General features: G+C 67.8%; 21 protein-coding genes and 1 pseudogene. 15 read left to right on the forward strand and 7 right to left on the reverse strand.

Annotated features, from left to right (window positions below; genetic code table 11):
• Positions 1-50: 50 nt before the first annotated feature.
• From OKW35_RS35385 to OKW35_RS35395, 3 genes are all read right to left on the reverse strand, one after another.
• On the reverse strand, positions 51-1,784 hold the full coding sequence (locus OKW35_RS35385) for a ClcB-like voltage-gated chloride channel protein (RefSeq protein ID WP_184056737.1): 1,734 nt from the start codon (positions 1,782-1,784) through the stop codon (positions 51-53).
• A gap of 112 nt (positions 1,785-1,896) precedes the next feature.
• Positions 1,897-2,634 (reverse strand): glutathione S-transferase, encoded by a 738-nt coding sequence (locus OKW35_RS35390; protein WP_429554478.1) that lies wholly within the window; start codon positions 2,632-2,634, stop codon positions 1,897-1,899.
• Between the two features lie 201 nt (positions 2,635-2,835).
• Positions 2,836-3,915: a YeiH family protein gene (locus tag OKW35_RS35395; RefSeq protein WP_429554479.1), complete on the reverse strand. Its 1,080-nt coding sequence runs from the start codon at positions 3,913-3,915 to the stop codon at positions 2,836-2,838.
• A gap of 132 nt (positions 3,916-4,047) precedes the next feature.
• On the opposite strand from OKW35_RS35395, the gene OKW35_RS35400 reads away from it, so the two are divergent.
• The 8 genes from OKW35_RS35400 to OKW35_RS35435 all read left to right on the forward strand — a co-directional run bounded on the left by OKW35_RS35400 (position 4,048) and on the right by OKW35_RS35435 (position 12,057).
• On the forward strand, positions 4,048-4,941 hold the full coding sequence (locus tag OKW35_RS35400; protein WP_184022703.1) for a LysR family transcriptional regulator: 894 nt from the start codon (positions 4,048-4,050) through the stop codon (positions 4,939-4,941).
• 236 nt (positions 4,942-5,177) lie between these two features.
• Positions 5,178-5,972 carry a sugar phosphate isomerase/epimerase family protein gene (locus OKW35_RS35405; protein ID WP_429554480.1) on the forward strand — a complete coding sequence of 265 codons (795 nt, stop codon included), beginning with the start codon at positions 5,178-5,180 and terminating at the stop codon, positions 5,970-5,972.
• Positions 5,973-6,101: 129 nt separating this feature from the next.
• A complete protein-coding gene (locus OKW35_RS35410) occupies positions 6,102-7,085 on the forward strand; it encodes a sugar kinase (protein WP_429554481.1) in 984 nt (327 codons plus the stop codon).
• 123 nt (positions 7,086-7,208) lie between these two features.
• The gene (locus tag OKW35_RS35415) at positions 7,209-8,498 is read left to right on the forward strand and encodes an MFS transporter (protein WP_184056724.1); all 1,290 of its coding nucleotides are present in this window, start codon (positions 7,209-7,211) and stop codon (positions 8,496-8,498) included.
• On the forward strand, positions 8,498-9,463 hold the full coding sequence (locus tag OKW35_RS35420; protein WP_429554482.1) for a 2-hydroxyacid dehydrogenase: 966 nt from the start codon (positions 8,498-8,500) through the stop codon (positions 9,461-9,463). Before OKW35_RS35415 ends, OKW35_RS35420 begins: the two co-directional genes overlap by 1 nt.
• A 54-nt stretch (positions 9,464-9,517) precedes the next feature.
• On the forward strand, positions 9,518-10,612 hold the full coding sequence (locus tag OKW35_RS35425) for a LacI family DNA-binding transcriptional regulator (RefSeq protein WP_429554483.1): 1,095 nt from the start codon (positions 9,518-9,520) through the stop codon (positions 10,610-10,612).
• 83 nt (positions 10,613-10,695) lie between these two features.
• A complete protein-coding gene (locus OKW35_RS35430) occupies positions 10,696-11,595 on the forward strand; it encodes a YhfC family intramembrane metalloprotease (protein WP_429554484.1) in 900 nt (299 codons plus the stop codon).
• Between the two features lie 96 nt (positions 11,596-11,691).
• Positions 11,692-12,057, forward strand: a complete 366-nt coding sequence (locus tag OKW35_RS35435; protein WP_429554485.1) for a DUF3022 domain-containing protein — start codon at positions 11,692-11,694, stop codon at positions 12,055-12,057.
• Positions 12,058-12,097: 40 nt separating this feature from the next.
• Here the strand turns inward: OKW35_RS35435 and OKW35_RS35440 are convergent, their stop codons facing one another.
• On the reverse strand, positions 12,098-12,535 hold the full coding sequence (locus OKW35_RS35440; protein ID WP_090805302.1) for a PGDYG domain-containing protein: 438 nt from the start codon (positions 12,533-12,535) through the stop codon (positions 12,098-12,100).
• Positions 12,536-12,798: 263 nt separating this feature from the next.
• Positions 12,799-13,269: pseudogene (locus OKW35_RS35445) on the reverse strand (Spy/CpxP family protein refolding chaperone); the annotation flags it as partial.
• Between the two features lie 1,390 nt (positions 13,270-14,659).
• Between OKW35_RS35445 and OKW35_RS35450 the strand changes: the two are divergent.
• Both OKW35_RS35450 and OKW35_RS35455 read left to right on the forward strand, forming a co-directional pair.
• Positions 14,660-15,118 (forward strand): Lrp/AsnC family transcriptional regulator, encoded by a 459-nt coding sequence (locus OKW35_RS35450; protein ID WP_429554486.1) that lies wholly within the window; start codon positions 14,660-14,662, stop codon positions 15,116-15,118.
• Positions 15,119-15,375: 257 nt separating this feature from the next.
• Positions 15,376-16,473 carry a saccharopine dehydrogenase family protein gene (locus OKW35_RS35455; protein WP_187610529.1) on the forward strand — a complete coding sequence of 366 codons (1,098 nt, stop codon included), beginning with the start codon at positions 15,376-15,378 and terminating at the stop codon, positions 16,471-16,473.
• A gap of 116 nt (positions 16,474-16,589) precedes the next feature.
• On the opposite strand, the gene OKW35_RS35460 is transcribed toward OKW35_RS35455, so the two are convergent.
• Together OKW35_RS35460 and cydX are read right to left on the reverse strand one after the other, a co-directional pair.
• Complete coding sequence (locus OKW35_RS35460) at positions 16,590-17,171, reverse strand: AAA family ATPase (RefSeq protein WP_429554487.1); 582 nt, start codon at positions 17,169-17,171, stop codon at positions 16,590-16,592.
• Complete coding sequence (cydX, locus tag OKW35_RS35465) at positions 17,168-17,314, reverse strand: cytochrome bd-I oxidase subunit CydX (protein ID WP_184056699.1); 147 nt, start codon at positions 17,312-17,314, stop codon at positions 17,168-17,170. The genes OKW35_RS35460 and cydX overlap by 4 nt, the downstream gene beginning before the upstream one ends.
• A gap of 339 nt (positions 17,315-17,653) precedes the next feature.
• On the opposite strand from cydX, the gene OKW35_RS35470 reads away from it, so the two are divergent.
• From OKW35_RS35470 to OKW35_RS35490, 5 genes are all read left to right on the forward strand, one after another.
• Entirely contained in the window at positions 17,654-18,094 is a 441-nt protein-coding gene (locus tag OKW35_RS35470) for a hypothetical protein (protein ID WP_260320941.1), read from the forward strand.
• 179 nt (positions 18,095-18,273) lie between these two features.
• Positions 18,274-19,251, forward strand: a complete 978-nt coding sequence (gene corA, locus OKW35_RS35475) for a magnesium/cobalt transporter CorA (RefSeq protein WP_184056692.1) — start codon at positions 18,274-18,276, stop codon at positions 19,249-19,251.
• A 315-nt stretch (positions 19,252-19,566) separates the two neighbouring features.
• Positions 19,567-20,541, forward strand: coding sequence for a sugar ABC transporter substrate-binding protein (locus OKW35_RS35480; protein ID WP_184022717.1), 975 nt, complete (start codon positions 19,567-19,569; stop codon positions 20,539-20,541).
• 291 nt (positions 20,542-20,832) lie between these two features.
• Positions 20,833-22,425 (forward strand): sugar ABC transporter ATP-binding protein, encoded by a 1,593-nt coding sequence (locus OKW35_RS35485; RefSeq protein ID WP_429554488.1) that lies wholly within the window; start codon positions 20,833-20,835, stop codon positions 22,423-22,425.
• Entirely contained in the window at positions 22,425-23,516 is a 1,092-nt protein-coding gene (locus OKW35_RS35490; RefSeq protein WP_429554489.1) for an ABC transporter permease, read from the forward strand. Before OKW35_RS35485 ends, OKW35_RS35490 begins: the two co-directional genes overlap by 1 nt.
• Positions 23,517-23,585 lie beyond the last annotated feature (69 nt).

Below are 23,585 nucleotides of genomic sequence, written 5' to 3' on the forward strand. Positions count from 1 at the left end.
TAGAGAATCCGCGGCGCTTTGCATCGCGCCCCGCGAAGTCTTCGAAAGCTCTAGCGCGACGGACTCATGCGGAAGTACGCATCGAGCAGCGAGGTCTTGTAGACGACGCCGGCGAGCTTCGGATGCGCGGTGCTTTCGATCACCGGCAGCCGCTCGCCCTGAAACGCCATGAAGTGCTGTAACGCGATGGCGAGCGACATGTCCGGCGTCAGCACGTCGAAATGCGGCTGCAGATAATCGGCGGCGGTTTTCATCGACGTTTCGCGCCGCTCGAGCAGATCGGACGTGATGTCCTTCAGCGCGACCACGCCGAGAAACGCGCCCGAGTCGTTCGCGACGTACAGATACTTGACCGGATACTCGAGGAACACGCGCGTCATGTCGTGCACGGTCGCGTTCGGCGGCACGACGGTCTGCGCGGGGCGGATCAGCTCGCGCATCTGCGTCGCGCGCAATCGCGAGCGCTCCTGCTCCTCGCGATTGCGGCGCAGCGTGATCTCGTACATCGAGGTCTTGCCGATCGCGCGAGCGATGAAATACGCGACCACGCACGACAGCATCAGCGGCAGCACGACCTGATAGCTCAATGTCATCTCGAAGATCATCAGGATCGCCATCAGCGGCGCCTGGGTCGCGCCCGCGAGGAATGCGCCCATGCCGACCATCGCATAGGCGTAAGCGGCCGACGTCGCATGCGGCCACAACGCGTGCATGCCCTGGCCGAACAGCGAGCCGACCGCCGCGCCGACGAACAGCGTCGGCGTGAACACGCCGCCCACCGCGCCGGAGCCGGCCGTCGCCGCGGTCGCCGCGAGCTTGCAGACGAGCACCAGCAGGAGCGCGGACCATGTCCACGGCGAATGCAGGATCGAGTTCACGACGCTGTAGCCGTTGCCCCACACCTCGGGCTCCGCGACCGAAATGATGCCGACCACGAGACCGCCGAGCGCGAGCCGCACCGGCAACGCCACCGGCAGCTTGCGAAAGGCCGCCTTCGATGCGTTGAGCAGCCGCAGAAACTGCGGCGCGGCCGCGCCGCACAGCGCGCCGAGCGCGACGAACAGCAGCACCTCGGGACCGGTCACGGTCGGAAACTCCGGCATCTCGTAGGGCGGCTTGTAGCCGGCGAACTCGCGCATCGTGATGTTCGCGACGACCGCCGCGACCAGCACCGGCCCGAAGCTTTCCATCGCGATCGAGCCGAGCACGATCTCGGTGACGAAAAACGCGCCCGCGATCGGCGCGCTATACGCGGACGTGATACCGGCCGCCGCGCCGCACGCGACGAGCAGGCGCAGCCGCGGCGGATCGAAGTGGACCCAGCGGCCGATCAGCGACGAGGCGAGCGCCGCGAGCTGCACCATCGGACCTTCACGACCGATCGAACCGCCGCTCGCGATCGTAAACAGCGACGACACGCTGCGCCACAGGCTCAGGCGCACCGGCACGACGCCGTCGCCGATCGCGACCGCTTCCATGTAGTCGGTGTGCGTTTTCGTGTCGGCGTGACGCTGCGCAATCAGCAGGAAAATGCCGGCGACGAGACCACCCGCGGCCGGCAGCCAGATGCGCATGGTCCACGGTAGGCTGCGCGCCATGTCGACGAAGCTGCCGGAGCGGCCGGCAATCGCCAGTTGCAGCAGTTCGATGCCCTTGCGAAACACGATGGTCGCCAACGCGCCGGCAATGCCGACCACAACAGCCCAGACCAGCACCGTATGGGCTTCTGAGAGGCGGAAAACGCTTTGGGCGCGGGTGCGCAGCTTCAGCAGGAATGAAAGCACGTCGTCGGTACGGGGCGTGAAGGAAGGTTGAAAAACCCGCGGCGCAACAGCAGCGCGCCCGCCTCGAATGGCGGGCGCGCGGCGGCGAGCGGGCGGGGACGGGCGGCGCGGTTCAAGTCGCCGCCTTGTCGAGTTCAGGATAGTGCCGGAAGATGCAGCTTTCGTTATGGCCGATGCGCCGGTCCGAGTCCAGATACGCGGCGATGTTCGGTCTTGCGATCACGGCGTCGTGCAGCGCGGCGAGCCGCGGATAGTGCTCGCCGAAGCGCTTCAGCGCGCACGGAAACGCGTACAGCAGACCGTCGATCAGCTGGAACATCGACAGGTCCACATAGGTCAGCGTGTCGCCGACCATGAAGCTGTCGCCGGCCGGATTCTGCGCGAGCACGCGCTCGAAGTACGACATGAACTTCGGAATCCGATGGTCGATGAAATCGTGCGCGCGCACCTTCGCCGCGTCTTTCTGCTCCTCGTAGTAGAGGCCGCTCGCGAGCGGATGGTGGGTGTCGTGCGCTTCGGTGACGACGTCGGCGATCGTCAGCTGCAGGCCGTTCGCGACATAGCGCAGGCTGTCCACCTCCGGCGCCAGCTTGAGCCGCGGGCCGAGATAGAACAGGATGTTGGCGGTCTGCGCGATCACCAGATCGCCGTCTTTCAGAAACGGTGGCGCGAACGGCGGATACGGCTCGTCGGGGCTTTGCATCACCGCCATCATCGCCTTGGTGCCAAGGCCCTTCGAAGGCTTGCCGCGCGCGACTTCGACATAGTCGACGCCGGCTTCCTCCAGCGCGAGCCGCACGAATTCGCCGCGGCCTTGCAGGCCATCCCAGTAGTACAGTTCCAGGCTCATCGATCGATCCTCATTCCGGTCGCCCGGACGCGTCGCGGCAAGGCGGTTTCACCGCTGCCATCGGACGTCGCGCACGGGCGGGTTGGGGGGCAAAGTTCGCAGCAACGAGTATGCCGTGTGATCGGCCGGGATGGTGCGCCAGAAAGCGCAAAACCCCGCGCGCGGCGGGGTGTCGGGGAAGGCGGGAGAGCCGGCGACGGCTTAGTGGAACAGGTGCTGGACGGTCCATGTGATGCCGAGTCCGCCGGCGATCAGCCATACATACAGAATCAGGCCGGTGGTCAGCGCGCGCGGACCCGCTTCGCGAATCTGCGAGAAGCGCGTTTCCATGCCGAGTGCGGTCATCGCCATCGTCAGCGCGAAGGTGTCGAACAGGTTCAGCGTCGAGGTGGCGCTTTCCGGCAGCACATGCAGCGAGTTGATCGCCACGCAGGCGAGGAAGCCGAGTGCGAACCAGGGGATCGCCAGCTTGCGCGGGGCGGCGCCGTCCGTGCCGCCATCCTTCGCGCCGCGCGTCGCGCGGTTCACCCACAGGCCGACCACCAGCAATACCGGCACGAGCAGCATCACGCGGGTCATCTTGACGATCGTCGCGATGTGCGTCGCTTCGGGGCTCACGTTGCTCGCCGCGCCGACCACCTGCGCGACCTCGTGGATCGTGCCGCCGAAGAACAGGCCGGCGCCGACCGTGTCGAGATGCAGCCAGCCTGCGTTGAACAGCACCGGGTAGAGGAACATCGACAGCGTGCCGAACAGCACGACGCTGCCGACCGCCATCGCGCTCTTGTGCGGCTTCGACTGCAGGGTCGATTCGAACGCGAGCACCGCGGCCGCGCCGCAGATCGCGCTGCCGGCCGCCGTCAGGAGCGCGGTGTCGCGATCGAGCTTCATGATTTTCATGCCGGCCCAGGTGCCGATCACGAGCGTGCTGACGACGATCAGCACCGACTCCGCGAGACCCGGCAGGCCCACCTGGGCGATTTCCTGCAGGCTCACACGCAAGCCGAAGAACGCGACCGCGATGCGCAGCAGCTTGCGCGCCGAGAAATTCACGCCGGCCGCCCAACTGACCGGCATGCTGTCGCGCAGCGCGTTGCCGTAGATCGCCCCCGCGACGATGCCGACGATCAGCGGACTCAGGCCAAGGCCGGCAATCGCCGGAATCGCCGCGATGCGCGTGACCGCGGCGGCGAACAGCGCGACGAACAGTACGCCGTTGAGCTGGCCGCGGGTGGACAGCGCGGGGGAGGCGGCGGCGAGCGGGGCGGTGGGTGTGGACATGATCGGTGGTTTCGTAACGGACTTGCGTGGGACTGCATAAGCAGCAATGGAGCTAATCCTAAATAAGATATATCGATATGAAAAATCGTGATTTAGAATGTTAAGTATCGGCTAAACGGATATTTAATCGAGATGACCCCGGATCAACTTATAACGTTCGCCGCCGTCGCTGAGCATCGCAACATCAGCCGGGCGGCGGTGGCGCTGCATCTGTCGCAGCCGGCGGTGTCCGGCCAGCTAAGGCAATTGCAGGACGAGTTCGGCGAGCCGCTGTATCAGCGCGATGGCCGCGGGGTGCGGCTGACGCCAGCCGGCGAACAGCTCGCCGCCTATGCGGCGCGGCTGCGCGACACCTGGCGGCAGGCGCATGCCTATCGCGACGCGCTGCGCGGTCTCGAACAGGGCACCTTGCGGATCGGCGCGAGCACGACGCCGGCGAGCTACCTGCTGCCGTACCTGATCGCCGAATTCCATCGCCGCTATCCGCACGTGAGCGTGCATACCGCCAACGGCAACACGGCCGAGATCGTCGGTGCGCTCGGCTCGGTCGACATCGCGATGATCGAGGGTCCCGCCGGCGCCGATCTGCCGCCGGACACGGTCGTCCATGCGTGGCGCGAGGACGAGATCGTCGCGATCATGCCGCGCTCGCATCCGCTCGCGCAGGCGGACAATGGCGGGCGCATCGAACTGGCCGCGTTCGGCGCGTATCCGCTGGTGCTGCGCGAGGAAGGCTCGGGCGTGCGGCAGACGGTCGAGCGCGAGTTCGCGCGCGCGGGCGTGCCGATGCGCGTGGCGCTCGAAATCGCGGGGGTCGAAGGGGTGAAGGAGGCGGTGCGGGCGGGGATGGGTGTCGGTTTCGTGTCGGCGATGTCGATGCGGCATGAGGACGGTGCGCTGCGGCTCATGTCGCTGAGCCCGCAGCCGCTGACGCGGCGGCTGTCGATTCTGGTGCCGCATGCGAGCGCGCCGTCGCGGGTGGTCGAGCAGTTTCTGGCGATGTGCGTCGCGGACGAGGGCGGCTGATTACCGCGCTGGCAGCGTATGGGGTCGAGAATCCGAACCCGCGGGGGGCGCTGCCGTGGCCGGCGCGCTTCGCTTTACGCTCGCCGTATGCCGGCCGCGCCTGGGGATTTCCTCTATGGTGCGCGATGGCTGTCCCGAGCACCATTCGCACATCGCAGCGCCTCGGCGCTTTTTTTCGAAGTTTAGTTGGAACCGGTTCCAAAAGCGGTTTCGCTTCAGAATTGCGTGAGTTGGATATGGCTGATGCAGTGGAGATCGTGGTCGTCGCCAGCGCGTTCGGTGTGAACGCCGTGCGCGCCGACGGCCATCTGAAATGGGCGCAGGCGGCAAAGAGCGCCGGCGCAGCGGGTTTCGAAGTGCGCCGGGAGCTGTTCGCGAGCGACGCGGACGCGGACCCGCAACGGCTGCGCGCGCTCGGCGCGGCGTTGGCCGATCTCGGGCTGTGGTCGGTGTTCTCGACGCCGGCATCGTTGTACGCGGCGGACGGCCAGCTCGATACCGACGCACTGCGTGTCGCGCTCGATCAGGCGGCCGCGCTCGGCGCGCGCTTCGTCAAGCTGCAACTCGGCGGCTTCGCGGGCGAGGCTCACGGCGCGGCCATCGTCGCGCACGTCGCGAGCGGCTCGGGCACCACGGGCGGTGCGCAGCCACGGCTCGTCGTCGAAAACGGGCAACTGGCGCAGGGCGGCTCGCCCGCGCAGTTCGTCGGGCTGTTCGATGCGCTCGCGCGTGAAGGCCACGCTGGCGTGCTCGGCATGACCTTCGATACCGGCAACTGGGCGTGGCTCGACGTCGCGCCGCTATCCATCGCGCCGCAGCTCGCGCCGTACGTCGAGTACATCCATTGCAAGACCACCACGGGCGAGGGCGCGCGGCGCTTTGCGAGCGCGCCGGCCGAGGATGACGCGCCATTGCGCGCGCTCCTCGACCGGCTGCCGCGCGAGGTGCCGCGCGGCATCGAGTTTCCGTTTGATCCGAGCCGGATCGACGCGGATGCCGCGCGTTATGTGAGCTGGCTTGCGCGCGTGTAGACGCGCGACGCGGCATCACGAAGCGCCTCGGTCGAAGCCGTATAGCAGACGAGGCAGCAACCCAGGCAGCAAAGAACGCATTCCACGCAACACGAATCACCGCATCAGCAGCACCACCAGGAGCCCAGCATGACGCACCCTTACCCCGCGCTCGACGTGATCACCTACGGCGAAGCGATGGCGATGTTCGTCGCCGCCGAATCCGGCCCGCTCGCGGGCGTCGGGCACTTCACGAAGCGCATCGCCGGCGCGGATCTGAACGTCGCGATCGGCTTGTCCCGACTTGGCTTCAGGGTGGGCTGGATGAGCCGCGTCGGCGACGATTCGTTCGGCCGGTACGTGCGCGACACGCTGACGAAAGAGGGCATCGACCAGCAATGCGTGAGCACCGACGCGCGGCATCCGACCGGCTTCCAGCTGAAGTCGAAGAGCGACGACGGCAGCGACCCGGCGGTCGAATACTTCCGCAAGGGCTCGGCGGCGAGCCATCTGTCGCTCGACGACTACCTCGCCGATTACGTGCTGCCCGCGCGTCATCTGCATCTGACCGGCGTCGCCCCGGCGATCTCGGCAAGCTCGCGCAAACTCGCATTCCATCTGGCCCGCGAAATGCGCGCTGCGGGCAGGACGATCTCGTTCGACCCGAACCTGCGTCCGACGCTGTGGCCCTCGCGCGCGGCGATGGTCGAAGGCTTGAACGCGCTCGCCGCGCTCGCCGACTGGGTGCTGCCCGGCATCGGCGAGGGTGAGATTCTGACCGGCCACACGCAGCCGGAGGACATCGCGAAGTTCTATCTCGAGCGCGGCGCGCGCGGCGTGATCGTCAAGCTCGGCGCGCAGGGCGCGTATTACCGCACCGCGACCGATGCCGCGACGATCGCTGGCCGGCCGGTCGCGAGCGTCGTCGATACGGTCGGCGCGGGCGATGGTTTCGCGGTCGGCGTGATCAGCGCGCTGCTCGAAGGCCGCACGCTCGCGCAGGCGGTCGCGCGTGGCAACCGGATCGGCGCGCTCGCGATCCAGGTGATCGGCGATTCGGAAGGTTTGCCGAGCCGCGCCGAACTCGACGCGCTGGAGCTGGCCGAGGTACCGGACATCGCAAGCGCGGCCTGACGCGGATCGGACCGCATCGATAGCGCTGCATCCACAACCAGCATCGACGACAACAAGAGCGCCCACAGCGCGCCCAGATTTTTTCATCATTGATTCGGGACGACGCCGTCCAAGGAGACTTCCATGACCTCATCGCTTGCGATTCGCCGTTGGTGGACGATCATGCCGATCGTGTTCATCACCTACAGCCTCGCGTATCTGGATCGCGCGAATTTCGGCTTCGCGTCGGCGGCCGGCATCAACCAGGATCTCGGCATCAGCAAGGGGCTCGCGTCGCTGATCGGCGCGCTGTTCTTCCTCGGCTATTTCTTCTTCCAGATTCCGGGTGCGATCTATGCCGAGCGCCGCAGCGTGAAGAAACTGGTGTTCTGGAGCCTCGTTCTGTGGGGCGGCTGCGCGGCGTTGACCGGCATGGTCAGCAACATTCCGTCGCTGATGGCGATCCGCTTCCTGCTCGGCGTCGTCGAAGCCGCGGTAATGCCGGCGATGCTGATCTTCATCAGCAACTGGTTCACCAAGAGCGAGCGCTCGCGCGCGAACACGTTCCTGATCCTCGGCAATCCGGTCACGGTGCTGTGGATGTCGGTCGTGTCCGGCTATCTTGTGCATTCGTTCGGCTGGCGGCACATGTTCATCGCCGAGGGCGCGCCCGCGATCATCTGGGCGATCTGCTGGTGGTTCCTCGTCAAGGACAAGCCCGAGCAGGTGTCGTGGCTCACGCAAGAGGAAAAAGACGCGCTCGCGCAGACGCTGCGCGCGGAGCAGGCCGCGATCAAGCCGGTGCGCAACTACAGCGAGGCGTTTCGCACGCCCGCGGTCATCAAGCTGTGCGCGCAGTATTTCTGCTGGAGCATCGGCGTGTACGGCTTCGTGCTGTGGCTGCCGTCGATCCTGAAGAACGGCTCGTCGTTCGGCATGGTGGAAACCGGCTGGCTGTCGGCGCTGCCGTATCTGGCCGCGACGATCGCGATGCTTGCAGCTTCGTGGGCATCGGATAAACTCAACCGCCGCAAGGTGTTCGTGTGGCCGTTCCTGCTGATCGGTGCGATTGCGTTCGCGGCGTCGTACGGGCTCGGCTCCGCGCATTTCTGGGTCTCGTATGCGCTGCTCGTGATCGCGGGCGCGGCGATGTACGCGCCGTATGGACCGTTCTTCGCGATCGTTCCGGAACTGCTGCCGAAGAACGTCGCGGGCGGCGCGATGGCGCTGATCAACAGCATGGGCGCGCTCGGTTCGTTCGTCGGCTCGTACGTGGTCGGTTATCTGAACGGCGCGACCGGGTCGCCCGCGGCATCGTATGCATTCATGAGCGTGGCGCTCGTCGCCGCGGTGATCCTCACGCTCGCCGTCAAGCCGGCCGCCGCCGAACAACGTGGCTCCGCTCGTCCCACCGTCACAAGGAAAATTAGCTGATGAACAAGATCGTCGCCTGGAAGTCGCTGCCCGAGGATGTGCTCGCCTATCTGCAACAGCATGCGCAGGTCGTGCAGGTCGATCCGTCTCAGCATGATGCGTTGGTCGCCGCGCTGCGCGACGCCGACGGCGGCATCGGCGCGAGCGTGCAGATCACGCCGGCGATGCTCGAAGGCGCGAGCCGGCTGAAGGCGCTGTCGACGATCTCGGTCGGCTACGACCAGTTCGACGTCGCCGACCTCACGCGCCGCGGCATCGTGCTCGCGCACACGCCGGACGTGCTGACCGAATCGACCGCCGATACCGTGTTCTCGCTGATCCTCGCGTCCGCGCGGCGCGTCGTCGAGCTGGCCGACTGGGTCAAGGCAGGGCAGTGGCGCACGAGCATCGGGCCCGCGCAGTTCGGGCTCGACGTGCAGGGCAAGACGATCGGCATCGTCGGCTTGGGTCGGATTGGCGGCGCGGTCGCGCGACGCGCGGCGCATGGCTTCAACATGAAGGTGCTGTATACGAACCGCAGCGCGAACCACCAAGCGGAGCAGGCGTATGGCGCGCGGCGCGTCGAGCTGGCTGAATTGCTCGCGCAGTCCGATTTCGTCTGTCTGCAGGTGCCGCTCACGCGAGAGACGCGGCATCTGATCGGCGCCGCCGAACTGCGCGCGATGAAGAAGAGCGCGATCCTGATCAACGCTTCACGCGGCGCGACCGTCGACGAACCGGCGCTGATCGAGGCGCTGCGCAACGGCACGATTCACGGCGCGGGCCTCGACGTGTTCGACACCGAACCGTTGCCTGCCGACTCGCCGTTGCTCGCCATGCCGAACGTGGTCGCATTGCCGCATATCGGCTCGGCGACGCACGAGACCCGTCATGCGATGGCGCTCAACGCGGCGGAGAACCTGGTCGCCGCGCTCGACGGCACATTGACGACCAACATCGTCAACCGTGAAGTCCTGGCGAAGTGATTCGCAGGGCGGCGCGCAAGCTCCCGTCCTCGGACCGGCACGAGCGATGAGCGAATGAGCACGACCCCGCCCCCGGCCAGCATGCCGCCTGGTCCCCCGAGCGCGCCGACGCGCCGCGCGACCATCACCGATGTCGCGCGTGAAGCCGGCACCGGCAAGACCAGCATCTCGCGCTATCTGAACGGCGAGTTCAGCGCGCTGTCGCCCGAGCTGCGCGCGCGCATCGAAGCCGCGATCGCGCGGCTCGACTATCAGCCGAACCAGATGGCGCGCGGCCTGAAGCGCGGCCGCAACCGGCTGGTCGGCATGCTGGTCGCCGACCTGACCAATCCGTACTCCGTCGAAGTGCTGCAAGGCGTCGAGGCCGCGTGCCACGCGCTCGGCTTGATGCCGCTGATTTGCCACGCGGCGAACGAAGTCGAGATGGAGCGGCGTTATCTGCAACTGCTGACCACGTACCGCGTGGAAGGTGTGATCGTCAACGCGCTAGGCGTGCGCGAGGAGACGTTGCGGCCGGTCGGCGACGGCGGGATTCCGGCGGTACTGGTCGATCGGCGCGTGGAGGGGCTGGTCGCCGACATGGTCGGTCTCGACAATGGCGCGGCCGCCGCGCTCGGTACGCGGCATCTGCTCGAACGGGGCTTCGAGCACATCTGGTTCGTCGTGCAGCCGTTCGAGCAGGTCAGCTCGCGGCAGTTGCGCGTCGAAGCATTCGATCGGGCGATGCGCGACGATGGCCGCGCGCGCGGTCGTACGCTGGTGCTCGATCTCGCCGATGCAACTGCGCTCGAGCGCGCTCTCGCGGAGCTGGATCGTGCGATCGACTCGCCAGGCGGGGCCGGTGCCGAGCCCGCCGGCGCCTCCCCACGCGTCGCGCTGTTCGCGGCCAACGCACCGGTCGCGTTGCGTCTCGCGCTGCATCTGAACGCGCGTTACGGCGCGCACTGGCAGAGCCGCGTCGCGCTGCTTTCCATCGACGATCCGGATTGGGCCGAGCTCGCCGGCATCACGACGATCCGCCAGCCGACCTACGACATCGGTTATCGCGCGGTCGAATTCCTGCACGAGCGCATCGAAGGCGCGCAGACGGGCGCGCGCGACTGCCTGCTGCCCGGCGAGCTGATCGTGCGTGCGTCGACCGCACGCTGATTTCCGGCCAATCTGCGATGATGCGGGCTGCGGCGCGCAGCGGTTGCGCGCCGGGGATTGCAAGGAACCCCGCAAGGATACTCATGGTCGTGCCACCGCTTACCCTCGCGAGCCTCGCGCTCGCCACGCTCGTCATCGCCGCTTTACCGTTTCTGATTTACCGACAATTGCGCCGTCCGCTCGCGCTTCGGCCGCGCGATGCGATCGCCGGCGTCGCGGTGTTCGCGCTGTTCGCGATGGTCATCGAGCGTGCACTGCACGACTATCTGTTGCGTGGCAACGAGACGACCGCGGCGTTCCTTTCGCAGCCGCTCGCGTTCGTCGTTTATGGTGCGCTGGCCGCGGGCGTTTGCGAGGAAGTGGGGCGGTTCGTCGGCATGTGGCTGCTCATGAAGCGCGCGGCGGCGCGGCCGGCGGTGCGCAAAAAGGCGAACGTCGACGCGCCCGCCGGCGTCGCTGCAAGCGCGGGCGCGAGCCCCGCCGCCAGCACGACCGCCGACACGCGCACCGCCGCATTGCGCGCCGACGATGGCGCCGCGCTCAGCTACGGCCTCGGCCACGGCGGCGCAGAAGCGTGGATGGTCGGCGTGTTCGTGCAGTTCCAGTGGCTCGTGTTCGCGGTCCTCGAAAACCGTGGCCGGCTCGGCGATTACCTCGGCAATCTGCCGGCCGAAGCGGTGATGCGCGTGCATCTGATTCTCGCGAGCCTGACGCCGCAACTGGCCGGCATTTTCGCGCTCGAACGCATCGCGGCGCTGGTGTTCCAGATCGGCCTGTCGGTGCTGATGTGGCGCGGCGTGCGGGCCGGCTCGCGCGGCATCCTGCCGCTCGCGATCGGGGTGCACGCGCTGATCGACGTGCCTGCGGCAATGACGCAGGCGCGGCTGCTGCCGCTCGCGGCGGCCGATACGATCTATGGGGTGGCGGCGGTGTTCGTCGCGGGACTGCTGATACGGATTTACCGGCGGCCGGCGGCGGCGTGAGCGGATGAGCCGTTGGACAGCAGCCGCCTCGCTATCCCTTCAGCGTTTCTCTAAAATGCGCCTACGTTTCAGGACCTTCTTTTCCCGGCAGCCTTCATGGAAGCTTACCAATACGACTGCGCGCATCCGGAGTTCGACGAGCTCGCGCGCGTCATCAGCGATCTGTTTCCCGAGCAGACGCAGTTCATCGAGCGTGCCGCCGACGATGGCACGCCCACACTGACGGTTCACTGGGTAGCAATGCGCTTCGGTTCCACCGCGCGCCGTATCGTGATGACGGTCGCGATCGCGCCGGCGGCGCTCGCGCGTTATCGCGCGATGCCGGCGCGGTTGCGTGGCCGCAGCTTTGCGGTATTGCGCGCGTACGTCGAAGCGAGCCTGGGCTCGCTCGAAGAAATGTACGCGAATGGCGAGGCGGTCCCGCGCGAAGTCACGGTCGATCTCGGCGAAGAGTTCGCGTGACGCGCGAATGAAGCGCGAATGAAGCGCGGGCGAAGCGGAATCAATCCGCGAGCCGATAGACCTTCGCGAAACGCGCGGCCTGCACGACGCCGTAGTCGCCGGGCGCGTACTGCATGACCCAGTCGCCGGCCGCGCCGTGCAGCACGTCGCCACCGCTCGCGCAGCGCGCGAGCGAGAAGGACTCGTCCATCCGGCGGGCGAGTACGACCGCCGGGCGATTGCGGTAGGCGCCGGCTTCGCCGTGCGCGAGCGCGGCGTCGGCGGGCAGGTACTTCGCATCGAAGCGCTCGCGCGACACGACCCAGCGCTCGCCGGTCGAGCCGGTGATCAGCGCATCGCCGCGCACATAGCGGTTCGGGCCTTCGAGGCTCATCAACTGGCCTTCGGCGGCGGCGAATTCGACGCTTACCGTTTCGTCCTTGACGACGCGTTGGGCGTGCGGATCGTCACGCAAATCGAGATTTCTGAGTTCGGTCATGAAGCGGGTGGAAGATTAGCGGGTGAGCGTTGCGGCGAGACTTGCCGCTTTGCGGCGATCGTGCGTCGAGTCGCTGGGACGGGTAGCCGGCCCAGACAGCGCGCCCCGAATAATGCCAGATGCATGAGCCGGGCGGGGGAAGGCGAAAGGCTGAGGCGTGGTGAGAAAGCCGCTCTTCGGGCGCCGGCGGAATCGCTGAAATCAACCGCGTCCGAACGGACCCGCGCCCGCAACGGGGCAACCCCGCCGCGGGCGCTCTTTCATTACGGCTTGACAGTCGCGTCGCTCGCGGCTGCCGCGGGCTTGCCGCCCTTGCCCTTGCCATGGTGGCCGCGATGATGACCCTCGGGGCCGCCCTGGTGGAACGTCGCGTCGGCGAGCTTCTTCTGCTCCGGCGACAGGCTGCTATACAGCGGATCGAACGCATCGACGAGCTTCTTCATGCCGTCCGCATGCGCCTGCGCGATCGTTGCGTACTGTTTCATGTCGTCGAGCGCGCTCACGTTGGTGGCCGCCTTGCGCTGCTCGAACAACTGGCCCATCGTTTCGCCGTTGCTGCGCATGACGTCGGCGAACGCCTTCCATTGCGTTTCCTGCGCGGGCGTGATCTTCAGTTGCGAGTGCAGATAAGCGATGCGGTCTTCGACGTTGCGTTCGTGGCCGGCCTTGGCCGCGGAGGCCGAGGCCGTGGTGTCCGGCGCTGCGGCCGGCGCGGCGGTTTGGGCGAACGCGCCGCCCCCCCCCCCCCCCCCCCCCCCCCACCCCCCCCCCCCCCCCCCCCCCCCCCCCCACCCCCCCCCCCCCCCCCCCCCCCCCCCCACCCCCCCCCCCCCCCCCCCCCCCACCCCCCCCCCCCCCCACCCCCCCCCCCCCCCCCCCCCCCCCCCCCCCCCCCCCCCCCCCCCCCCCCCCCCCCCCCCCCCCCCCCCCCCCCACCCCCCCCCCCCCCCCCCCCCCCCCCCCCCCCCCCCCACCCCCCCCCCCCCCCCCCCCCCCCCCCCCCCCCCCCCCCCCCCCCCCCCCCCCCCCCCCCCCCCCCCCCCCCCCCCCCCCCCCCCCCCCCCCCCCCCCCCCCCCCCCCCCCCCCCCCCCCCCCCCCCCCCCCCCCCCCCCCCCCCCCCCCCCCCCCCCCCCCCCCCCCCCCCCCCCCCCCCCCCCCCCCCCCCCCCCCCCCCCCCCCCCCCCCCCCCCCCACCCCCCCCCCCCCCCCCCCCCCCCCCCCCCCCCCCCCCCCCCCCCCCCCCCCCCCCCCCCCCCCCCCCCCCCCCCCCCCCCCCACCCCCCCCCCCCCCCCCCCACCCCCCCCCCCCCCCCCCCCCCCCCCCCCCCCCCCCCACCCCCCCCCCCCCACCCCCCCCCCCCCCCCCCCCCCCCCCCCCCCCCCCCCCCCCCCCCCCCCCCCCCCCCCCCCCCCCCCCCCCCCCCACCCCCCCCCCCCCCCCCCCCCCCCCCCCCCCCCACCCCCCCCCCCCCCCCCCCCCCCCCCCCCCCCCCCCCCCCCCCCCCCCCCCCCCCCCCCACCCCCCCCTCCCCCCCCCACCCCCCCCCCCCCCCCCCCCCCCCCCCCCCCCCCCCCCCCCCCCCCCCCCCCCCCCCCCCCCCCCCCCCCCCCCCCCCCCCCCCCACCCCCCCCCCCCCCCCCCCCCCCCCCCCCCCCCCCCCCCCCCCCCCCCCCCCCCCCCCCCCCCCCCCCACCCCCCCCCCCCCCCCCCCCCCCCCCCACCCCCCCCCCCCCCCCCCCCCCATCGAAACGGCCGTAGCCAGCATAACCAGTGCTTTTTTCATCGAAACTCCTGATGTCTGTTCGTTATTGAGACACGGCGCGCGGCGAGCGTCTTGCCCCGCGCCAGCGGCGAATGGCGCCGCACCGCAAGCGGCTGCCGCATTCGCCCGGCGCCGCTATTAGTAACACGTTAACCCTACAATACGGTGCGTGTGCGACAAACGCTTACAACCGAAACGAACGCGAAACGGCTCGCGCCTGAGCGGCAATCGCGCCGGCATACTGCGCCGGGGCCGCCCCACAGTGTGCCGTGCATCTGTGACCGTAGCGCGTGACATGGCGCCGCTGCGTGCAGACGCGCGATAATCCGCGACATTCCACACCAACTTCCTTCCTCTTCGATGAGACCTCCGCGCCTCGACCAGCTCGACGACCTCGACCGCAACCTCGTTGCACTGCTGCAAGCCAACGCGCGCGAGAGCGTCGCGAATCTTGCGCGGCAGCTCGGCGTCGCGCGCACGACCGTGATCGCGCGCATTGCGCGGCTCGAGCGCAGCAACGTGATCGCCGGCTACAGCGTGAGGCTTGGCCAGGACGTGCTCGATTCGAGCATCGTTGCGTATGTCGGCATCATCATCGCGCCGAAGCACGGACCGGCCGTGCAGAAACGCCTCGGCAAAATGCCCGAAGTGCAGATGCTGTGCGCGGTCAGCGGCGAGTTCGACTACGTGGCATGGCTGCGCGCCGATTCGCCCGAGCGGCTCAACGATCTGCTCGATCAGATCGGCGGGCTCGAGGGCGTCGAGCGAACCACGACGTCGATCATTCTCGCGCGCAAGATCGACCGCGGCGCGGTGTGAGTCGGCGTGCGGCGTAACCTCTTCGCGAGTGCTGCGAGAGTTCATCGTTGACGCCTTTTTTACGCTGTTTCGACAAATCGTTTGACCGATTCGTCAGAACGTCGAACCGCATGGTCATACCGCAGCATTTTGCGCGTATGAACTGTTTTTGCTTCTTCCTACACTGTCATTCAGGGGTTCGGCCCGCAGGCGCCGCGCGCAACACGCGGCGCACTTCCCAAGCTCAGAGACAGCACATGGATAACAAGGAGAAGCAGATGAAAGTAGCTATCGTTGGCGCAGGTCTGATCGGTCACACCATTGCCCATATGCTGCGCGAGACGGGCGACTACGAAGTCGTCGCGTTCGACCGCGATCAGCACGCGCTCGACAAGCTCGCCGCCCAGGGCATTCCCACCCGCCGCATCGATTCCGCCGACGCCGCCGTGCTGCGCGCCGCGATCCAGGGCTTCGACGTGCTGATCAACGCGCTGCCGTACTACCTCGCGGTCAACGTCGCATCGGCCGCGAAGGGCGCGGATGTCCATTATTTCGACCTGACCGAGGACGTACGCGCGACGCACGCGATCCGCGCGATCGCCGCAGATGCCGATCACGCATTCATGCCGCAGTGCGGTCTCGCGCCGGGTTTCATCGGCATTGCCGCGCACGAGCTCGCGAATCGCTTCACGGAAATCCGCGACGTGAAGATGCGCGTCGGCGCGCTGCCCGAGTTTCCGACCAATGCGCTGAAGTACAACCTGACGTGGAGCGTCGACGGCCTGATCAACGAGTACTGCCAGCCGTGCGAGGCCATCCGCGATGGCCGCACGCAATGGGTGCAGCCGCTCGAAGGCCTCGAGCATTTCTCGCTCGACGGCACCGAGTACGAAGCGTTCAATACGTCGGGCGGGCTGGGCACGCTGTGCGAAACGCTGGCGGGCCGCGTCGAATCGCTCGACTACAAGTCGGTGCGCTATCCGGGTCATCGCAACCTGATGCAGTTCCTGCTCGAAGACCTGCGTTTGTCGAGCGACCGCGATACGCTGAAGACCATCATGCGCCGCTCGGTGCCGTCGACCGCGCAAGATGTCGTGCTGGTGTTCATCACCGTGAGCGGCATGCGCGACGGTCAGCTGGTGCAGGAGGTGTTCACGCGCAAGATCTTCGCGAAGACCGTCTGCGGGGTGCCGATGAGCGCGATTCAGATCACGACCGCCGGCGCGATGTGCGCGGTGCTCGATCTGTTCCGCGAGCGCAAGCTGCCGCAAAAGGGCTTCGTGCGCCAGGAGCAGGTGTCGCTCGGCGATTTTCTGGCGAACCGCTTCGGCAAGTTGTACGAAGGGCAGTCGCTGGAGGCAATGGCGACGGTTTGAGGCCGGCATGGCTCGCGTCAAATGAAAATCCCCGTACGTCGCCGAGGTACGGGGATTTTCCGTTTTTCAGCCATCATCGGACCAGCGCGGCACTCGCCAGACAGAAGGGAGGGCCGTCATCCAGCCACGATTTGCGCGACGAGCGCTTCATGGTCCGCCGAACTGGGCGCGGTATTGTCGAACATCAGCAGACCCTCGCGGCTCGCGCCGCTCGGCTCGAAGCGCCGCCGCCGGTAGTCGTCCCAGTGCGCGAGCTTGTACGCATCGTTGGGATTCGCGCGCGCGACGATCCGCTGCCGCGCCACGTCCTCCGAGGTCCGCACCCACACGACACGCAACCTCACGTCGGGCGCGACGCCGAGCCACGCATGATCGAACAGCCGCCGCTCGCGCACCTCGCGAGACAGCGGGCCGACGACCAACGCGCTGATGCCGAGTTCGAGATTGTCGCGCGCCGTATCGATGAGGCCGCGATACTCGGGGTCGCGCAGATGCTGCAGGAAAAGAGGGCTGTCGCGATCGTTCGGATTGCCGGTCAGCATCGCCATCGCGGCCGCGCTATAGCCGCTGTACAGCGTGTCCTTGTCGAGCGGGCAGAAGGGGGTGCCGCTCACTTTCATCAGCGGGCCGAGCAGTTTTTTCGCCAGCGTCGTCTTGCCCGTGCCCGCATGACCGCAAAAGAAAACCAGAGAAGTCACGCAGGCTTGTCCTCACGCGGCGCGGCGGCGTCATCGGGGCGCGGGTCGCGCGCGAACGTGCCGTTGGCCTCGAGCCACATCACGTTGATGATGCCGAAGCCGAGCGCCACACCCACGCCGAGAATCCAGGTGAAATACCACATCGCAGTCTCCTTGATCGTGCGTCCGGCGACGCGGATCGACAGGCATGCCGGCAACCGACGATGGCCAGCCGCGAGCGCGGCCGCCTGCACCGATCATGAAGAAGAACGCCGCGCCATGCAAGAGGCGCGGCGCCCGAGCTCCGTGCGCCGGGGCTGGCGGTATGTCCGCGCGTTGCTATGATGCGCAACGGTGATGCGTACGAGCGTACCGTGTCCGCCGAACCGGCGGACACGGAGCGACGACCCACACCGCGTAGTCGGAAACTCGGGCCGCAATCGAGAGCACAGGGGAGAACCAGCATGCCGAGGCGCCTGTCTTGCCGCTGCCGGGCCGCACGGATGGCCGGGTCCGCACGCTGCGCCGCGTTGGCCGCATGCGTCGCGCTCAGCGTGCTCACGCTGGCCGGCTGCGCGTCGACGCCGGCCGAGCCGGTACCGTTCAAACCGGTGCCTGCCGAGCGCATCGTCAGACAGGGCTATACGGCGCCGGGCCCCGGCCTCGTCGCGGTGGACGTGCGGCGCGAGCGTTCGCGCGACGTGATCGTGCGGTTCCGCAATGCGCTCGTCTATATCGACGGCGAGCGCGTGACCGACCTGATGAACGGCGAGCACGTGGTGTTCTATCTGCGGCCCGGCGCGCATCGGATCGGCGTATCGACGCAGTTCGATCCGGTCATCGAGCTGAACTTCGTCGTGACGGCCGACCCGCGCTACACGAACCGCGCCTCGGTCACGTTCAACGACGATCACCGCATCGGCCTGCAGCGGGTCGCGCAGTAGCCTGTCGTCGCGCATTAACAATTGGAAACGCGCGGCTCACGCGGCACGTCTTAACATGGCGGCTGATTCAAGCCGGCTGGAAGCGTGCTTGTCCGTTCATGCAGACCCGTCGACCGTCTTACGCAATGCTTACGTGAGAGGGTGGCGAGGTCTGCTTTTGTATGCAAGGTAATCCGAACATGCTGATCAATTGCGCCGCCTATCAGGACGGCCGGAAACTCGCCGACATCGATATCGACAGCATCAGCGACTACGTCTCGCGGCGCGAGTGCTTCGTCTGGGTCGCACTGAAAGACCCGGAGCCGGAGGAACTCGCGGCCATGAAAGACGAATTCAATCTGCACGAGCTCGCGATCGAAGACGCGCAACACGGTCATCAGCGCCCGAAAATCGAGGAGTACGGCGATTCGGTCTTCACCGTGATGCACACGGTCGAGATGGATGAGACAGGCGAGCTGGTGATCGGCGAAGTCGATGTGTTCGCCGGCACCAACTATGTGCTGTCGGTGCGCCGCGGCACGCGCACCGGTTTCCAGAGCGTGCGGACGCGCTGCGAGCGCGAGCCGCATCTGTTGAAGGAAGGCTCGGCGTTCGTGCTGTACGCACTGATCGACGACGTGGTCGACCGTTATTTCCCGATCATCGAGGCGATGAGCACCGAACTCGAAACGCTCGAGGACCGCATCTTCGAGAAGAACGATTCGGCCGCCTCGCGCGCGATCGTGCAGGACCTGTACTCGATGAAGCGCCGGCTCGTGATCCTCCAGCACCATATCGTGCCGCTGCAGGAAGCGGTCGGCAAACTGACGGGCGGCCGCATTCCGAGTGTTTGCGCAGGCATGCAGGCGTACTTCCGCGACGTCTACGACCACCTCGACCGGATCGTCAGAACCATCGAGGGGCGCCGCGAAATCGTCGTCACGGCGGTGCAGGTGAACCTCGGCATGATCTCGCTCGCCGAGAGCGAAATCACCAAGCGGCTCGGCTCGTTCGCGGCGCTGTTCGCGGTGCCGACCATGATCGCCGGCATCTACGGGATGAATTTCGAGCGCATTCCCGAGCTGCATTTCAAGTTCGGCTATCCGGTCGTGCTGGCGGTGATGCTGGCGATCGACTGCGTGCTGTACCGGCGTTTTCGCAAGGCCGGCTGGCTGTAGCTGGCGCGCCGTTCAATTTCCTCGGGGTTTCACTTGCGGCGCGCGCGATACCAGGCCAGCATAAGCGGCCTGTGTGTCGCGCCGCACGCGACGCACAGGCGTCATCGACTGCACGAACTGAGCGAGGGAACCTTGCCACACGCTGCCCGGATCGATCGAGCGCATTGCGGCGCCGCAGATGTTGCGCGCCGGTGCGTTGCAACAGCGCGAATCGTTGACATTCCGAAGAGCTTGCGCTGAGAATGGGCCTCGCAAACGTTTGCGCATCACAAAAAATACGGCTCGCCCGCGAGCCTGACAACCTTGGAGATACGCATGAGCCATCGAACCCGTCGTCGCATTCTTGCCGCCGCAGTTCTCGCCACCGCCTCCGCCGTCCTGCCTTTTTCCGCCGCCCACGCGCAGAACGCCCCGGCTCATAAGCCGAAGGTCGCGCTCGTGATGAAGTCGCTCGCCAACGAGTTCTTCCTGACCATGGAGACCGGGGCGAAAGACTATCAGAAGCAGAACCCCGGCAAGTTCGACCTGATCACCAACGGCATCAAGGACGAAACCGACACCGCCAACCAGATCCGCATCGTCGAGCAGATGATCGTGTCGAAGGTCGACGCGATCGTGCTCGCACCGGCCGATTCGAAGGCGCTGGTGCCGGTCGTCAAGAAGGCGGTCGACGCGGGCATCATCGTCGTCAACATCGACAACCGGCTCGATCCGGACGTGCTGAAGTCGAAAGACCTGAACGTGCCGTTCGTCGGCCCCGACAATCGCAAGGGCGCGCGGCTCGTCGGTGACTACCTCGCGAAGCGCCTGAAGGCCGGCGACGAGGTCGGCATCCTCGAAGGCGTGTCGACCACCACCAACGCGCAGCAGCGTACCGCGGGCTTCAAGGACGCGATGCAGGCAGTCGGCGCGAAAGTCGTGTCGGTGCAGTCGGGCGAGTGGGAAATCGACAAGGGCAACGCGGTCGCATCGGCCATGCTCAACGAGTATCCGAACCTGAAGGCGCTGCTCGCCGGCAACGACAACATGGCGATCGGCGCGGTGTCGGCCGTGCGCGCGGCCGGCAAGCAGGGCAAGGTGCTGGTGGTCGGCTACGACAACATCAACGCGATCCATCCGATGCTGAAGGACGGCCGCGTGCTCGCCACCGCCGACCAGTTCGCGGCGAAGCAGGCCGTGTTCGGGATCGATACCGCGTTGAAGGCATTGAGCGAAAACAAGAAGCAGTCGCAGCTGTCGGGCGTCGTCGAAACGCCGGTCGTTCTGGTGACGAAGGACACCCTGAAGTAAGCGCGCCGCGCCCGGCGTGAAGCACGAGCCGGGCGCAGCCGGAAAAACGCACGGGAAGCCGCAAAAATCACCACGAATTATGGATAGCGTGTTTTAGAGGCAAACCACCACCCAGCGATCCGCTTTTATTCAACGAACGCTCAAGAATCCCGCCGCACCGCCGTTAATCCCAGAGATAAGCGTCATGACGGCGGCTCGCGTGGTGAGAGGGAGCGCGGCCATGAGCAGCTGTGCATTCCGCGCAATGGGGCGCCACGAAGGCGCCAGAAGCGCCATGCAACCAGGAGCGCGATGGATTCGACCGACCACGACGCCTTGCCTGTCGTACTGAGCGTCAGCGGCATCGGCAAGACCTATGCCGAACCGGTGCTCGCCGACGTATCGCTGTCGCTGCGAGCGGGCGAGGTATTGGCGTTGACCGGCGAGAACGGCGCGGGCAAGAGCACGCTGTCGAAGATCATCGGCGGGCTGGTCGAAGCGAGCGCGGGCACGATGCGGCTTGCCGACGCGCCGTACGCGCCCGCGAGCCGCACCGAGGCCGAGGCGCTCGGCGTGCGCATGGTCATGCAGGAGTTGAATCTGCTGCCTACGCTGTCGGTCGCCGAGAACCTGTTCCTGAACCGGCTGCCGCGTGCGGGCCCGTTCAGCTTCGGCTGGATCGATCGCGGCAAGCTGCGCGAGAACGCGCGCGAGGCGATGGCGCAGGTCGGGCTCGACGCGATCGATCCCGGAACGCTGGTCGGCGAACTGGGCATCGGTCATCAGCAGATGGTCGAGATCGCCCGCAACCTGATCGACGACTGCCGCGTGCTGATCCTCGACGAGCCGACCGCGATGCTGACCGCGCGCGAGGTCGATCTGCTGTTCGAGCAGATCGGGCGGCTCAAGGCTCGCGGCGTCGCGCTCGTCTATATCTCGCACCGGCTCGAAGAGCTGGCGCGGGTCGCCGAACGGGTCGCGGTGCTGCGCGACGGCCGCCTCGTGCATGTCGACGCGATGGCGAACCTGACGAGCGAGCAGATCGTCACGTGGATGGTCGGCCGCGAACTCGGCGAGCATATCGATCTCGGCGAGCGCAACATCGGCGCGCCGCTCCTGAAAGTGGAGCGGCTCGCGCGCGGCAAGGTCGTGCGCGACGTGTCGTTCGAGGTGCGCGCGGGCGAGATTTTCGGTGTGAGCGGACTGATCGGCGCGGGCCGCACCGAGCTGATGCGGCTCATCTACGGCGCCGACCGCAAGGACGGCGGCAGCGTGTCGCTCGCCGCGACGCCGGGCGCGCCGCCTACGCCGGTGCGAATCGACTCGCCGGCGGACGCGGTACGCGCGGGTATCGCGCTGATCACCGAAGACCGCAAGGGCGAAGGCCTGCTGCTGCCGCAACCGATCGCGGCCAACCTGTCGCTCGGCAATCTCGGCAGCGTCGCGCGGCACGGCGTGGTCGACGCGAAGCGCGAGAACGCGCTGGCGCACAAGCAGATCGCCGCGATGCGGATTCGCAGCTCGGGGCCCGCGCAGGTTGTCGGCGAGCTGTCGGGCGGCAACCAGCAGAAGGTCGTGATCGGCCGCTGGCTCGCGCGCGAGTGCCGCGTGCTGTTGTTCGACGAACCGACGCGCGGCATCGACGTCGGCGCGAAGTTCGATATTTACGGCCTGATGGGCGCGCTCGCTCGCGACGGCCGCGCGCTCGTCGTGGTGTCGAGCGATCTGCGCGAACTGATGCTGATCTGCGACCGGATCGGCGTGATGTCGGCGGGCAGCATGACAGGCGTGTTCGAGCGCGCGAGCTGGAGCCAGGATGCGCTGCTCGCGGCTGCGTTCGCCGGCTACCGCGGCCGTGACGCGCTGCTGCACACGCACGGCGTCAACGAAGCAGGGAGTCTGTGATGACCGATCAATCGTGGCGCGAGGCAGCGGGTGTCAAACAGGACGGCCATTTGGGCGGCCAGCAGGACGGCAAGCAAGGCGGTGCGCCGGACGCGCCCGCCGTGACGCCGCCCGCCGATCCGTCGGCGCCGCTCGCGAGCGGCAAGCCGGCCGGCACGCGGCTCGGCTTTTCGAACTACCTGGGCCTCGCCGGCGCGCTGCTCGCGATGATCGTGCTGTTCTCGCTGCTGAGTTCGCACTTTCTGACCTACGACACGTTCAGCACGATCGCGAACCAGATTCCGGATCTCGTCGTGATGTCGGTCGGCATGACCTTCGTGCTGATCATCGCGGGGATCGATCTGTCGGTGGGCTCGGTGCTCGCGCTCGGGGCGTCGGTGGTCAGCGTGGTGACGCTGAAGTGGGGCTGGGGGCCAGCTGCCGGCGCGCTGCTCGGGGTCGCGGTCGCGGCGCTGACCGGCACCGTGACCGGCGCGGTGACGGTGGGCTGGCGAATTCCGTCGTTCATCGTGTCGCTCGGCGTGCTCGAGGCGGCGCGCGGCATGGCGTATCAGATGACCAATTCGCGCACCGCGTATATCGGCGATGCGTTCGATTTTCTGTCGAACCCGATCGCGCTTGGCATCTCGCCGGCCTTTCTGATGGCGGTCGCGGTGATGGTGATCGCGCAGCTGGTGCTGACGCGCACGGTATTCGGGCGCTATCTGGTCGGGATCGGCACCAACGAGGAAGCGGTGCGGCTCGCGGGCGTCAATCCGCGGCCGTACAAGGTGATCGTGTTCGCGCTGATGGGCGCGCTGTCCGGACTCGCGGCGCTGTTCCAGATCTCGCGGCTCGAGGCGGCCGATCCGAATGCGGGTGTCGGCCTGGAGCTGCAGGTGATCGCGGCGGTCGTGATCGGCGGCACGAGTCTGATGGGCGGGCGTGGTTCGGTTATCAGCACGTTCTTTGGCGTGCTGATCATTTCGGTGCTGGCGGCGGGTCTCGCGCAGATCGGCGCGAACGAGCCGACCAAGCGCATGATCACCGGCGCGGTGATCGTGGTGGCGGTGGTGCTCGATACGTACCGCAGCCGTCGCAAACGCGCCTGAGGTGGGAGCCGCCGCGCAACGATGATTGAGTGCATGGGATCGGAGTAAGCGCTAAAGCGCCAAGTCCGT

Origin of the sequence: Paraburkholderia sp. MM5477-R1, from assembly GCF_050436385.1 — a bacterium.
Classification (GTDB): Bacteria; Pseudomonadota; Gammaproteobacteria; order Burkholderiales; family Burkholderiaceae; genus Paraburkholderia; species Paraburkholderia tuberum.